This window comes from Kluyvera georgiana, from assembly GCF_050990895.1.
GTDB lineage: Bacteria > Pseudomonadota > Gammaproteobacteria > Enterobacterales > Enterobacteriaceae > Kluyvera > Kluyvera georgiana.
In genome coordinates this window covers 3,655,809-3,669,363 of record NZ_CP158865.1, presented here as the reverse complement: position 1 = coordinate 3,669,363, position 13,555 = coordinate 3,655,809, and the positions used below count along the sequence as shown (strand labels likewise).

Here is a 13,555-nt window from a genome sequence, read left to right as displayed (position 1 = left end):
GTGTGCTACTATTCCCCGCTTGTTCCTAGTCATCCAGAAATCACCATGAAATTTCCCGGTAAACGCAAATCTAAACATTACTTCCCGGTGGACGCACGCGATCCGCTGCTCCAGCAGATTCAACCTGAAAGTGAAACCAGCACGGCCTGGGTTGTCGGTATCGACCAGACGCTGGTGGATATTGAAGCCAAAGTCGACGATGCGTTTATTCAGCGCTATGGCCTGAGCGCCGGGCATTCGCTGGTGATTGAAGATGATGTGGCGGAAGCGCTATACCAGGAGCTGGTACGTGAGAGCCTGATTACCCATCAATTTGCCGGTGGCACCATCGGTAATACCATGCACAACTATTCGGTACTGGCGGACGATCGTTCGGTATTGCTGGGCGTCATGTGCAGCAATATTGAAATTGGCGGCTATGCCTATCGTTACCTGTGTAATACCTCCAGCCGTACCGACCTCAACCATTTACAGGGCGTCGATGGCCCGATTGGCCGCTGCTTTACGTTGATCAGCGAAAGCGGAGAGCGTACTTTTGCTATCAGCCCAGGACACATGAACAAACTGCGTCCGGAAAGCGTTCCGGAATCGGTGATTGCCGGTGCCTCTGCGCTGGTGCTCACGTCTTACCTGGTGCGCTGTAAGCCGGGCGAGCCGATGCCGGACGCCACGATGCAGGCCATCGCCTACGCGAAGAAACACAACGTGCCGGTGGTGCTGACGCTGGGAACCAAGTTTGTGATTGCCGATAGCCCGGAATGGTGGCAGAGCTTTATTAAAGAGCACGTGTCGATTCTGGCGATGAACGAAGAAGAAGCCGAAGCGCTGACCGGTTTGAGCGACCCGTTACAGGCGGCGGATAAAGCGTTGGATTGGGTGGATTTGGTGCTGTGTACCGCCGGGCCGACCGGGCTGTACATGGCGGGCTTCACCGAAAACGAAGCCAAGCGCAAAACTCAGCACCCGCTGCTGCCGGGGGCCATTGCCGAATTTAACCAGTACGAATTCAGCCGTGCGGTGCGTTATAAAGATTGTCAGGATCCGCTGCGCATCTACTCGCACATTGCGCCGTTTATGGGCGGCCCAGAGAAGATAATGAATACCAACGGCGCAGGTGACGGCGCGCTGGCGGCGCTGCTGCACGACATTACCGCTAACGCTTACCATCGCAGCAACGTGCCAAACTCCAGCAAGCACCAGCATAACTGGCTGACCTACTCGTCGCTGGCGCAGGTGTGTAAGTATGCCAACCGCGTGAGTTATCAGGTGCTGAACCAGCATTCGCCGCGTCTGACGCGCGGCCTGCCGGAGAAAGAAGATAGCCTCGAAGAGGCATACTGGGAGCGGTAATAGGGTTATTCAGGCCTACGTCAACGCGTAGGCCTGATAAGCGTAGCGCCATCAGGCACGCACATTGCCGGATGGCGGCTTTGCCTTATCCGGCCCACGATGCTATCCGCTAACCGCCTCACTTAACGGCGGATCGCTCAACAGCCCCAGCATGGTTTTCGCTATCTCACGCTCGCCCATGACCACCTCATTGGCACCTCGTTCGCTGATATACGCGACTTCATCGTCGTAATGTGCACGAGCGATAATCTCAAGATGCGGATACTTCTCGCGGGCGCTGGCGACGATTTCTCCGGCCTCATAGCCGTTCGGAATAGTCAGCAGCAGCCAGCGGGCGCAGTCGAGGTGCGCCAGCGTCATAATTTCTTCGTTGGCGGCGTTGCCCAGCACGGCGCGAATGCCGCGCTCGCGCAGTTCGTCCACACGGGTACGGGAGGTTTCAATCACCACCAGCGGAATCCCTTGCGCCATCAGCTTCTCGCCGAGCAGGCTGCCGACGCGACCGTAGCCAACCAGCAGCGCGTGGTTGCAGATATCTACCGGAATCTGCTTCTCATCTTCCAGCGCCTCTTCCAGCGTCTGTTCCTCAAGCGTTTCCGTTTTCTCGAGGTATTTCTCCAGCACGGAGAACAGCACCGGATTGAGCATAATGGAGAGGATCGCCCCCGCCAGCACCAGGTTTTGCCCGGCTTGCGGCAGGAGATCCAGCGCCATGCCCAGACCGGCGAGGATAAAGGCAAATTCACCAATCTGCGCGAGGCTGGTGGCGATGGTCAACGCGGTACGCTGGGAGTGGCCGAACAGGCGCACCAGGCCAAACGCGGCGAGCGATTTACCGAAGATGATGATTGCCAGCGTTCCCAGCACCGCCAGCGGCTGCTCAATCAGAATCAGCGGATCAAACAGCATGCCGACGGAGACAAAGAACAGCACCGCAAACGCATCACGTAGCGGCAGGGTATCGTGCGCCGCGCGGTGGCTGAGCTCGGATTCGTTCAGTACCATCCCGGCGAAGAACGCGCCCAGCGCGAAGGAGACGTCAAACAGTTCTACCGCGCCGAAGGCGATGCCGAGCGCCAGCGCCAGTACCGAGAGTGTGAATAGCTCGCGAGAGCCGGTGGCGGCGCTGCGGGAGAGGATCCACGGCACCAGGCGGCGGCCAACCAGCATCATAATGGCGATGAACGCCACCACTTTACCGATGGTTATTGCCATATCGATAGCCAGCGAGGCGAAACCGATATTTTCTTTTTCCATCATTCCGGCAACGGCAGGCAGCAGGACCAGCGTCAGGACCATCACCAGATCTTCAACGATCAGCCAGCCGATGGCGATTTGCCCCCGCTGACTATCAATAAGCTGTCGTTCTTCTAACGCGCGCAGCAGCACCACGGTACTGGCGGTAGACAGACACAGGCCAAAGACGATGCCGGTCATCATGGACCAGCCTAAGAAGGTGGAGAGCAGCATCCCGAGCAGGGTGGCGACCGCTATCTGCGCTATCGCGCCGGGAATGGCGATGGACTTTACCGCCATTAAATCTTTAAGTGAGAAATGGAGACCGACGCCGAACATCAGCAAAATAACGCCTAATTCCGCGAGTTCCGGTGCCAGTTTGGTATCAGCGACAAATCCTGGAGTAAAGGGTCCGGCCAGTACGCCCGCTAACAAATATCCTACCAGTGGAGAAATTCTTAACTTATTGGCAATCATGCCAAGGAAAAAAGCGAGCACAAGGCCACCAACAATGGTGGTGATTAGCGGTGTGGCGTGATGCATTCCGTCTCCTTTCGTCGTGATGCGTGGTCCCATTTTTGGCGCAGAGTGTTGTAACAGCCTGAAAACCAAAAAACCTCGTAATAGTTTATGACAATTTTCGCTATTTTGTTTGTGAATAATTCTTGAATTCAGCTAAAAAATTGAATTTTTGAGAGTAAATGGCACAAAAATGAAAATTGAATCTGAGAAGTCAGAGACGACGCGCGGTTGCGGGGAGAAAGGTGGCAGCCAAAATGGAGGTTTGGCTGCCTGGAATTTAGTGTTTTTGGCGGTTATCAGGTAAGAATATGGTCAACATACCAATAAGTGGTAGGAAAGCACATATTTTATAAACCAACTCGATACTGGTATGGTCGGCCACCAGCCCCAACACGGCGGCGCCAAGGCCACCCATGCCGAAAGCGAAACCGAAGAATAGCCCGGAAACCATACCGATACGCCCCGGTAATAGCTCCTGCGCGTACACCAGAATGGCAGAAAACGCCGAGGCGAGGATAAATCCAATAATCACCGTCAAAATCCCGGTCCACCAAAGGGTCGCGTAGGGTAAAAGGAGGGTAAACGGCGCAACGCCGAGGATAGAGCCCCAAATAACATATTTACGGCCAATTTTATCACCCACCGGCCCGCCAATGACGGTGCCTGCGGCAACCGCAAACAGGAAGGCGAATAAGTGAATCTGCGCGTTTTGTACCGATAATCCGAATTTTTGCATCAGATAAAAGGTGTAGTAGCTGCTAATGCTCGCCATATAGAAGTATTTCGAGAAAATCAGCATCAGCAGGATACAAACGGCAAGAATCACTTTGTTTTTCGGCAGCGGATTGATAATCGCTGCTTTCGGTTTACCTTTCGCCATACGGTGCTGCGCCGCGTACCAGCGGCTGACCTGCGCCAGCACAACGATAGCCAGCAGCGCCGCCAGGACGAACCAGGCCACGTTGCCTTTTCCATACGGTGCAATGATGACCGCCGCCAGCAACGGCCCCAGTGAACTGCCGAAGTTACCGCCCACCTGGAAGATTGACTGCGCCAGACCGTGACGGCCACCGGAGGCCATCCGCGCCACACGGGACGATTCCGGATGGAACACCGAGGAACCGGTACCCACCAGCGCTGCGGCCAGCAGTACCGTACCGAAGCTGCCCGCCAGCGCCAGCAGCACCAGCCCGCTTAGGGTAAAGCACATGCCCACCGGCAGCGACCACGGCATCGAACGCTTGTCGGTGATGTAGCCGATGACCGGCTGGAAGAGGGATGAGGTGAGCTGGAAGGTCAGCGTGATCATCCCAATCTGCACGAAGGTCAGAGAGAATTCAGACTGCAGCAGCGGATAAATCGCCAGAATCAGCGACTGGATCATGTCATTGAGTAGGTGGGAGAGACTGATCGCTCCCAGGATACCGAATGAGGTACGGCCTTTTTGCGAAGACGCAGATGGGCCAGGCCGCGTAGGGCTGGTTTCAGAGATTGCCATAGATTCCACTTATATTTGGTAGTGCGATGTTGGGGATAAACGCTTTAATAATAATTATCAGACTAAGATACCTGTCTAAGACGTTTGAAGGAAGTCTCATTTCTGAAAACAAATTAGACTAATATTTCAGAGCGTTGTAATTTCGGCGGTGTTATTCACTCAGGGAGAGAAACATGCAATTCGTCAAACGAGGCGTGGCGCTGGCGATGCTGACGGCACTGTCTTTAGTCAGCCTGCCTTCACAGGCTTATCAGCAAGATAAAACGTATAAAATCACCATTCTGCATACCAACGATCACCATGGGCACTTCTGGCGCAGTGAATACGGCGAGTACGGCCTGGCGGCGCAAAAAACGTTGGTCGACGGCATTCGTAAGGAAGTCGCGGCGGAGGGCGGCAGCGTGCTGCTGCTGTCGGGCGGCGATATTAATACCGGGGTACCCGAATCGGACCTGCAGGACGCCGAGCCAGACTTCCGCGGCATGAATCTGGTGGGCTACGACGCGATGGCTGTCGGCAACCATGAGTTTGATAACCCGCTGAGCGTGTTGCGTCAGCAGGAAAAATGGTCCAAATTCCCGTTCCTCTCCGCCAATATTTACCAGAAAAGTACCGGTGAACGCCTGTTTAAACCGTGGGCGATCTTTAAACGTCAGGATCTGAAAATTGCCGTTATCGGTTTAACCACCGATGACACCGCTAAAATTGGCAATCCGGAATACTTCACCGATATTGAATTCCGCAAGCCGGCGGAAGAAGCAAAGCTGGTGATTCAGGAACTTCAGCAGAAAGAGAAGCCTGACCTGATTCTGGCCGCGACCCACATGGGCCACTACGATAACGGCGAACACGGTTCAAACGCGCCGGGCGACGTCGAGATGGCGCGCAGCCTGCCAACCGGTGCGTTAGCGATGATTGTGGGTGGTCACTCACAGGATCCGGTTTGCATGGCTTCGGAGAACAAAAAGCAGGTTGACTACGTACCGGGTACCCCGTGTGCACCGGATAAACAGAACGGCATCTGGATTGTGCAGGCCCATGAATGGGGCAAATATGTGGGCCGTGCCGACTTCGAATTTCGCAACGGCGAGCTGAAAATGGTGCACTATCAGCTGATCCCGGTGAACCTGAAGAAGAAAGTGACCTACGATAATGGGCAGAGTGAGCGCGTACTTTACACGCCACAAATTCCGGAAAACCCGCAGATGCTCTCGCTGCTGACGCCGTTCCAGAGTAAAGGCAAGGCGCAACTGGAAGTGAAAGTGGGCAGCGTGAACGGGCATCTGGAAGGCGACCGCAGCAAAGTTCGCTTCGTGCAGACCAATATGGGTCACCTGATTCTGGCGGCGCAGATGGCGCGTACCGGCGCCGACTTCGGCGTGATGAGCGGCGGCGGCATTCGTGATTCCATTGAAGCGGGAAATATCACCTACAAGAGCGTGCTGAAGGTGCAGCCGTTTGGCAACGTGGTGGTGTATGCCGATATGAGCGGTAAAGAGGTGGTGGAGTATCTGACCGCCGTGGCGCAGATGAAGCCCGATTCCGGCGCCTATCCGCAGTTTGCCAACGTCAGCTTTGTGGCGAAGAACGGTCAGCTTCAGGATCTGAAAATCAAAGGCGAACCTGTCGACCCGGCAAAAACCTATCGTCTGGCGACGTTGAGCTTTAACGCTACCGGCGGTGACGGCTATCCGAAGATCGACAACAAACCAGGGTATGTGAATACCGGGTTTATCGATGCCGAGGTGCTCAAACAGTACATTGAGCAGAACTCGCCGCTGGATGTGAATGCTTACGAACCGAAAGGGGAAGTGAGCTGGCAGTAAGGTTTTGAGCGGTTCCCGGCGGTGCTTCGCTTGGCTACATGTAACAGAGTAGCCAAGCGAAGCGCCGCCGGGGAAACCGGCTGCACGATTAATCCCGTCGCGCAATATCCGCAAACGTCGCGCCAAGAATTTTCGCTAAATCACCCGCCGCCAGCTCAATATCGAGCCCGCGCTTGCCGCCTGAAACATAAATCGACGCAAATTCCTGCGACGGCGCATCAATCACCGTGGGCAGACGCTTTTTTTGCCCCAGTGGGCTAATGCCGCCGACCAGATAGCCGGTGACGCGCTGGGCCACCATCGGATCGGCCATATCGACTTTTTTCGCCCCTAAAGCCTTCGCGACCTTTTTTAAATCCAGCTGCCCGGCGACCGGCGTGACCGCTACGGCCAGCTGTTTCATATCGCCGTTCATCGCGACCAGCAGGGTTTTGTAAACCTGGTCAGCGTTCAGTCCTAATTTACGCACCACCTCGTCACCAAAGTTCGTTTCATTCGGATCGTGATCGTAGGTATGAATGCTAAACGGGATCTTGTTCTTTTCGAGTAGCTTAACTGCGGGAGTCATAACGTTCCTTCTTACTACAGACAGGGTATGCAATCAGCATACGCCTTAAAACGAACTAAAAAATAGTACAATCTTGCGCAATAGGTATTGGCAGTTGCAGCAACTTTGAGCGACAATCGGAAGATCCGGAGTGATAACTTCGGGATAATAATAATGATGAAATTCCTCTTTGACGGGCCAATAGAGATATTGGCCATTTTTTTTATTTCAGCATCTCCGGAAGATTGCCTTCGCCATACAGATGTAGCGCCCCTACGGCGACCACATAGCGCCCCGGCGGCAGCGCCAGCAGCGCGTCGCGCCAGGCTTCATTACGTTTCACCATCAGCACATCATACAGCGACCGACTAAAGGTATTGGGCAACGACGTCCTGCCGTTCGTCGGCGGCTGCTCAAGCCACCAGCCGATCATCACCTGTAACAGTCGTGCGTTGGTGTGCCAGTGCGTCAGCGTATCGTCAAGCAGCGCCATGCCGCCGTCGGGCAACTGGCACAAAAGGCTGACCTGGCTGTCTGCGCCCTCCAGTTCCTGTATCGGCAGCGATGCCGCGCGCGCGGCCTGCAGCAGCTGATAATCAATGCCGTAGTCTGGCCGTAACCCCAGCCGCTGCGCCTGGGTGGCTTGCAGCACCATCGCTATCTGCCATAACGGCTGATTATCAAAGCGGACCAGCGACATTCCCTGCTCGCTGACCCGTTTTTCCAGTTCGCTCAACTGCTCGGCACTCAGGCGCTCGGCTAGCGGCGGGTATTCCGGCAGATTGCTGAACGGCGTTTCGCTGCCGGAAATATCGGCTTCGACAATCAGCGCGTCGGCTTGACGCAGTTTCTTCATGAGTTTTGCAGGCAGGGGAGACATATCACGTGTCCCCATATGAATGCTGCCAACGAGATGCAGATGGCGGCCACCGGGCAGCGACACGTCGAGCGCTGGCCAGCCGTATGGCGAGCCGCGCAGGGTTCGCCATAGACGTTGTAGTTGATTGAACAGACTCATCCGCGCTCCCTGGAAGGAAAATTCCATGCTAGCGCGATGTACCTGAGGGTGCAATGTAGCGAGGGGCGGATATTAATCCGACATACCGTACCCATCTCCACCCAGTTGCTCGATACGTGAAAGCGTCATCTTGTTCTGACACTCGTATATCCTAATGCGGGACTCGGTCGGAAGGGTTTTTGATTGGGCATCGCTGAGTTTACCGCACTGAGTGACTTTTGAAGCGACCCAGGCCTGCTGTTCTTTCTTCATCCCGGAACGAATGGAGTCCGGGAGCGCCGCCCATATTCTGTTAAGCTCAATGTCATTTTGTTTATATTTACCTTCGCTATACGAAACATCTAACTGATTCTGTTTCTCTATTAAACGATCTTTCTTAACGGCCAGTGCAGCCATATTATACATTGAGTCAGATAATGCACCGGTGCTATTCCAACCACTTACAATAATATCTTTATTATTGTCAGCGAACTGAATTTTATAGCTTATTTTTTTCCAGATGATTTTATTGTTAAGCATCTGGCTATTGCCCCGATTAATATATTCAAGGTTGTTCGGCAGTGCTTTCAGTAGCTCAAGCGTATTTGTCGGGATACCGAACGAGACTTTAGCGACACAGTTAGCTGTATTATTATCGCTTTGTTGCGTTTCAGTGAGCACATTCTCTAGCTGGATGGGAATGGCTTGTAGCTGCTTTTCATAATCAGCGAGCGGAATTTTGAAGAAAATGTCGGGTGTTTTGATATACCTATCCTGTAGCTGGCTTAGGGCATCGTTATATACCCATTCCTTAAATGCGGCTATCGAATTATCATTTCCGCATTTTAATTCAGGAGCTGAATCAAAAAGCCCTGCATAAGAGGAAAAAGATGCCGAGAGAACAACAAGCGCTAACGCTTTTCTTATCATAATAAAACATCCTTGTATTATTGGAGTGGTGAATAATTCAGGCGACCAACATCATTTAATAATACACGGGGTTTTATTTACATGGAATCTTTATTTGCAGGAAATACCGTGGTAATAGTATTCGCGCATTGAATAAAAAAGGCAGGCGGTATTATACCGTCTGCCTATAAAATCGCGTGAAAACCTACCGTTTCGGTTTAAATCGCAGCAATCGGTTGGCGTTGCTTACTACCGTAATAGATGAGAGCGCCATCGCCGCCCCGGCAACGACCGGGTTGAGCAGCGTACCGGTCAGCGGCCAGAGGATCCCCGCAGCAATCGGAATGCCCAGCGAGTTATAGACAAAGGCACCGAGCAGATTCTGCTTCATGTTGCGCAACGTGGCGCGGGAGATAGCCAGCGCATCGGCAACGCCCACCAGACTGTGGCGCATCAGCGTAATCGCCGCGGTTTCAATCGCCACATCGCTGCCGCCGCCCATCGCAATACCGACGTCGGCCTGCGCCAGCGCCGGGGCATCGTTGATACCGTCGCCGACCATCGCCACTTTTTGGCCCTGCGCCTGCAGGTCCTTAATCGCCTGCGCTTTACCATCCGGCAGTACGCCGGCAATCACTTCATCAATGCCCGCCTCTTTGGCAATGGCGTTAGCGGTTACCGGGTTATCACCGGTCAGCATCACCAGTCGATAGCCTTCTTTATGCAGTCGCTGCAAGGCGGCAACGCTGTCGCTACGCAGCGGATCGCGAATAGCGAACAGCGCGGCGGCTTGACCATCAATGGCGAGCAGTACCGGCGTCGCCCCTTGAGCCGCTTGCTGGGCGAGCTCGTCGTCCAGTTTGTGAGTATCAACCTGTTGTTCGTGCATCAACGCCTGGTTGCCCAGCAGCAGCGTGTGTCCTTCGGTTTCGCCGCTGACCCCCAGCCCACGTAGCGTACGGAACGCGGTGACCTGCGGCAGCGTGTTATCGGCGGCTTTCTCCAGGATAGCGCGTGCCAGAGGGTGGTTCGAACCTTGCTCCAGCGCGGCAGCCAGGCGCAGCGCGGTCGATTCACCGATTGCGCCGAGTGTTTTCACCGCAACGACCTGCGGTTTACCTTCGGTCAAGGTACCGGTTTTATCAAACACCAGCGTCGTCAGTTCGCTGGCGCGCTGTAGCGCGTCGGCATCGCGGACCAGCACGCCGTACTCTGCGGCGCGACCGACACCGGCAATAATCGACATCGGCGTTGCCAGACCCAGCGCACACGGACAGGCGATGATCAGCACCGTAGTGGCGATCACCAGGGTGTAGACAATCTGCGGCGCCGGGCCGAAGAAGTACCAGATGGCGGCGCTGAAAATGGCAATCGCCACCACCACCGGTACGAACACGGCGGAGATTCTATCCGCCAGCTGGCCGATTTCCGGCTTGCTGCTCTGCGCCTGGCGAACCATTTTGATAATGCGCGACAGGGTGGTATGGCTACCCACGGCGCTGGCGCGGAATAAAACTGAGCCGTCCTGTACTACCGTACCGGCATGAATGCTGTCGCCATCGCCTTTCTGCTGTGGAATCGGCTCGCCGGTCAGCATCGCTTCATCGAACCAGGCTTCGCCCTGGCTGATTTCGCCGTCGACGGGAACGCGGTCGCCGGTGGCGAGGCGCAGGATCATCCCCGGCTGCACATCGGCCAGCGGCACGGTTTTTTCACCGTCGTCGGTGACGACCCGCGCGGTCGGCGGCGTCAGGTCGAGCAATTTTTCCAGCGCCCGGGACGAACGCTGGCGCGCCCGCGCTTCCAGCATATGACCAAGGTTAATCAGACCGATAATCATGGCGCTGGCTTCGTAATAGAGGTGGCGGGCTTCCATTGGGAACCACTGCGGCCACAGGTTGACACTCATCGAGTACAGCCAGGCGACGCCGGTACCGAGCGCCACGAGGGTATCCATCGTCGCGGTACGATTCTTCAGGCTTTTCCACGCGCTGGTGTAAAAATGACCGCCGGCAAACACCATCACCGCCAGAGTGACGAGGCCGATAACCAGCCACAGCGAGCGGTTATCGTCGGAAACCATCATGTTGTCGCCGATCATTCCCCAGACCATGACCGGCACACCAACCAGCAGGGCGACGATCGCCTGCCAGCGAAAACGTTTCATGGTCGCCAGCGCGGTTTCCTGCTGACGTTCGCGGCGTTTAATATCGTCTTCAATCGCTTCCGCGCCGTAGCCGGCTTTCTCTACGGCCTGGACTAAATCGCTGGCGGACGCATGACCCATCACCAGGGCCGTGCGCTCCGCCAGGTTTACCCGTGCCTGCACCACGCCCGGTACCGCCTGCAAGGCGTTCTGTACCCGGGAAACGCAGCTGGCGCAGCTCATACCGTTGATCAGCAGCTGTTGGCTGTCATCCAGTTCCTGTGCTGCCGGAAGCTCAGGGGCGGCCGCTGTCAGTGCTTCCGACGGGAGTGATGACTCTGCCAGCGGTTTAGCCTTTGGGTGGCTGAGCTCCGCGCCGTAACCGGCTTGTTTGATGGTGTCAATCAGCACCTCGGCGCTCGCACTGCCGGTAACGTGCGCCGCGTCGATGGTCACTTCCGCATGGTCAACGTCAGGACGCTGCTCCAGGCTCTCCTTCACGCGTTTGACGCAGTGGCCGCAGGACAGACCGTCCAGGGCCAGATCGATAGTTTGAGACATATTCCGCTCCTCAATTGATGGGTGACCAAATTCATCTTTTGGTCTACAGTGAGAAAGGTTAAACCTTCCAGCAAGGGGAAGGTCAAGGGGGAAACGTGAATATCAGTGATGTTGCCAAAAAAACCGGTTTGACCAGCAAAGCCATTCGCTTTTATGAAGAGAAGGGCCTGGTGACGCCGCCGCTGCGCAGCGAGAACGGCTACCGCAGCTATACGCAAAAGCATCTGGATGAGTTTACGCTGCTGCGCCAGGCGCGGCAGGTTGGGTTTAATCTGGAAGAGTGCGGCGAGCTGGTGAATCTGTTTAACGACCCGAAACGCCATAGCGCCGACGTCAAAGCCTATACGCTACAGAAAGTGGCGGATATTGAGCGCCACATCAGCGATCTGCAGGCGATGCGCGAGCAGCTGCTGTCGCTGGCGGCATCTTGCCCGGGAGATGACAGCGCCGACTGCCCGATTATTGATAATCTTTCCGGCTGCTGCCATCGTAAAGCCCAGGCTTGACGACTAACGAGGAGGGGAGAGCCTGATACGCAGGACGATCCCTTCCACGGCAATCACCTCAACGTTGCTGCCCGCGGGCAGATCCTCGTCGGCGCGGACCGGCCACGAACTGTCGCCGACGCGCATATGGCCGCGTCCGTTGACCAGCGCGTTGTCTAAGGTAAACCGCTGCCCCAGCAGTTGCTGTCCGCGCTGGTTAAGCTGACTTTCCGCCGGGCGCTGCCTGTCGCCCCGACGGGTGAGCCACTTCCACCACAGCCAGGCCGCCAGCAGCGTCAGCACCGCAAACAGCGTCCCCTGCCATGCCCAGTCGACCGGCAGCACCCAGGTTATCAGCCCGGTTGCCGCCGCGGCCACGCCGCTCCACAGCAAATAGCCGCTACCGCCGAGCATTTCTGCAGCCAGCAGCAGCCCGCCGAGGCTCAGCCAGAAGAGGTGCGGGTGCGCCAGCACCAGCGCGATCATGATGATTTCCGGTCGCGGCTGCTGTCTTTAATCAGCTCGGCAACCCCGGCGATAGACCCCATCAGGCTGCTGGCATCCAGCGGCATCATCACTACTTTGCTATTATTCGCCGAGCCAATCTGCTGGAGGGCATCGGTGTATTTTTGCGCCACAAAGTAGTTAATCGCCTGAATATCCCCGGCGGCAATCGCTTCGGAGACCATTTTAGTGGCGCGCGCTTCCGCTTCTGCGGAACGCTCGCGGGCCTCTGCCTGCAGGAACGCGGACTGACGTTCACCCTCTGCGGTAAGAATCTGCGCCTGTTTTTCACCTTCGGCTTTGACGATCTGCGCCTGGCGGATCCCTTCAGCTTCCAGAATATAGGCACGCTTGGTACGCTCGGCCTTCATCTGCGCGTTCATCGCGTCGATAAGCTCTGCCGGCGGGCGCACGTCGCGAATCTCAATGCGGGTGATTTTGATCCCCCACGGATTGGTGGCTTCGTCGACGATATGCAGCAGACGGGTGTTGATGTTATCGCGCTGGGACAGCATTTCGTCGAGCTCCATGGAACCGAGCACGGTACGAATGTTAGTCATCGTCAGGTTGATGATCGCCAGTTCCAGGTTGCTGACCTCGTACGCCGCTTTTGGCGCATCGATCACCTGAATAAAGCACACGGCGTCGATGGCGACGTTGGCGTTGTCTTTAGAGATAACTTCCTGCGATGGAATATCGAGAACCTGTTCCATCATATTGATTTTGCGGCCTATACGATCCATGAACGGCACGACAAGACTTAAACCGGGATGCAGCGTCTTGGTGTAGCGGCCAAAGCGTTCTACCGTCCATTGATAACCCTGCGGGACGATTTTGACCCCCGCGGCGACGACTACCAGTGCGACGAAGATGAGAATAGGAATAAACACCAGCATAAAACCTCCTGTTTTACTGTCCGTAACTGCAATAAGTATATCGGCTCTGGCGGTGAAATTCGCCCCCTGAAATTAATT

At 55.6% G+C, this 13,555-nt stretch carries 11 protein-coding genes; 3 read left to right on the top strand and 8 right to left on the bottom strand.

Annotated elements, in window-relative coordinates; translation table 11 throughout:
- Positions 1 to 45: 45 nt before the first annotated feature.
- Positions 46 to 1,350: an inosine/guanosine kinase gene (locus ABTW00_RS17490; protein ID WP_163445961.1), complete on the top strand. Its 1,305-nt coding sequence runs from the start codon at positions 46 to 48 to the stop codon at positions 1,348 to 1,350.
- A gap of 102 nt (positions 1,351 to 1,452) precedes the next feature.
- Here the strand turns inward: ABTW00_RS17490 and ybaL are convergent, their stop codons facing one another.
- Complete coding sequence (ybaL, locus tag ABTW00_RS17485) at positions 1,453 to 3,129, bottom strand: YbaL family putative K(+) efflux transporter (RefSeq protein ID WP_065356839.1); 1,677 nt, start codon at positions 3,127 to 3,129, stop codon at positions 1,453 to 1,455.
- Positions 3,130 to 3,385: 256 nt separating this feature from the next.
- The gene (locus tag ABTW00_RS17480; protein WP_065356838.1) at positions 3,386 to 4,606 is read right to left on the bottom strand and encodes an MFS transporter; all 1,221 of its coding nucleotides are present in this window, start codon (positions 4,604 to 4,606) and stop codon (positions 3,386 to 3,388) included.
- 173 nt (positions 4,607 to 4,779) lie between these two features.
- Here ABTW00_RS17480 and ushA point away from each other — a divergent pair, with 173 nt between their 5' ends.
- Positions 4,780 to 6,432: a bifunctional UDP-sugar hydrolase/5'-nucleotidase UshA gene (ushA, locus tag ABTW00_RS17475; RefSeq protein ID WP_065356837.1), complete on the top strand. Its 1,653-nt coding sequence runs from the start codon at positions 4,780 to 4,782 to the stop codon at positions 6,430 to 6,432.
- Positions 6,433 to 6,520: 88 nt separating this feature from the next.
- Here the strand turns inward: ushA and ybaK are convergent, their stop codons facing one another.
- From ybaK to copA, 4 genes are all read right to left on the bottom strand, one after another.
- Positions 6,521 to 7,000, bottom strand: a complete 480-nt coding sequence (gene ybaK / locus ABTW00_RS17470; RefSeq protein WP_035891819.1) for a Cys-tRNA(Pro)/Cys-tRNA(Cys) deacylase YbaK — start codon at positions 6,998 to 7,000, stop codon at positions 6,521 to 6,523.
- Positions 7,001 to 7,202: 202 nt separating this feature from the next.
- A complete protein-coding gene (locus tag ABTW00_RS17465; RefSeq protein ID WP_433636538.1) occupies positions 7,203 to 7,997 on the bottom strand; it encodes a TraB/GumN family protein in 795 nt (264 codons plus the stop codon).
- Between the two features lie 72 nt (positions 7,998 to 8,069).
- A complete protein-coding gene (locus tag ABTW00_RS17460; protein ID WP_271447113.1) occupies positions 8,070 to 8,906 on the bottom strand; it encodes a lysozyme inhibitor LprI family protein in 837 nt (278 codons plus the stop codon).
- 184 nt (positions 8,907 to 9,090) lie between these two features.
- Complete coding sequence (copA, locus tag ABTW00_RS17455) at positions 9,091 to 11,592, bottom strand: copper-exporting P-type ATPase CopA (protein ID WP_433636535.1); 2,502 nt, start codon at positions 11,590 to 11,592, stop codon at positions 9,091 to 9,093.
- A 95-nt stretch (positions 11,593 to 11,687) separates the two neighbouring features.
- Here copA and cueR point away from each other — a divergent pair, with 95 nt between their 5' ends.
- Positions 11,688 to 12,098 carry a Cu(I)-responsive transcriptional regulator gene (cueR, locus tag ABTW00_RS17450; protein WP_064548035.1) on the top strand — a complete coding sequence of 137 codons (411 nt, stop codon included), beginning with the start codon at positions 11,688 to 11,690 and terminating at the stop codon, positions 12,096 to 12,098.
- Between the two features lie 3 nt (positions 12,099 to 12,101).
- Here the strand turns inward: cueR and ABTW00_RS17445 are convergent, their stop codons facing one another.
- Positions 12,102 to 12,563 (bottom strand): NfeD family protein, encoded by a 462-nt coding sequence (locus ABTW00_RS17445; protein ID WP_065356833.1) that lies wholly within the window; start codon positions 12,561 to 12,563, stop codon positions 12,102 to 12,104.
- Positions 12,560 to 13,477 carry an SPFH domain-containing protein gene (locus tag ABTW00_RS17440; RefSeq protein WP_064548038.1) on the bottom strand — a complete coding sequence of 306 codons (918 nt, stop codon included), beginning with the start codon at positions 13,475 to 13,477 and terminating at the stop codon, positions 12,560 to 12,562. Before ABTW00_RS17440 ends, ABTW00_RS17445 begins: the two co-directional genes overlap by 4 nt.
- Positions 13,478 to 13,555: the final 78 nt, after the last annotated feature.

Coding starts and splice junctions, on each gene's coding strand:
- ABTW00_RS17465 (WP_433636538.1), bottom strand. CDS start 7,997: ATGAGTCTGTTCAATCAACTACAACGTCTATGGCGAACCCTGCGCGGC.
- ushA (WP_065356837.1), top strand. CDS start 4,780: ATGCAATTCGTCAAACGAGGCGTGGCGCTGGCGATGCTGACGGCACTG.
- ABTW00_RS17460 (WP_271447113.1), bottom strand. CDS start 8,906: ATGATAAGAAAAGCGTTAGCGCTTGTTGTTCTCTCGGCATCTTTTTCC.
- ABTW00_RS17445 (WP_065356833.1), bottom strand. CDS start 12,563: ATGATCGCGCTGGTGCTGGCGCACCCGCACCTCTTCTGGCTGAGCCTC.
- ABTW00_RS17480 (WP_065356838.1), bottom strand. CDS start 4,606: ATGGCAATCTCTGAAACCAGCCCTACGCGGCCTGGCCCATCTGCGTCT.
- ybaL (WP_065356839.1), bottom strand. CDS start 3,129: ATGCATCACGCCACACCGCTAATCACCACCATTGTTGGTGGCCTTGTG.
- ybaK (WP_035891819.1), bottom strand. CDS start 7,000: ATGACTCCCGCAGTTAAGCTACTCGAAAAGAACAAGATCCCGTTTAGC.
- copA (WP_433636535.1), bottom strand. CDS start 11,592: ATGTCTCAAACTATCGATCTGGCCCTGGACGGTCTGTCCTGCGGCCAC.
- ABTW00_RS17490 (WP_163445961.1), top strand. CDS start 46: ATGAAATTTCCCGGTAAACGCAAATCTAAACATTACTTCCCGGTGGAC.
- ABTW00_RS17440 (WP_064548038.1), bottom strand. CDS start 13,477: ATGCTGGTGTTTATTCCTATTCTCATCTTCGTCGCACTGGTAGTCGTC.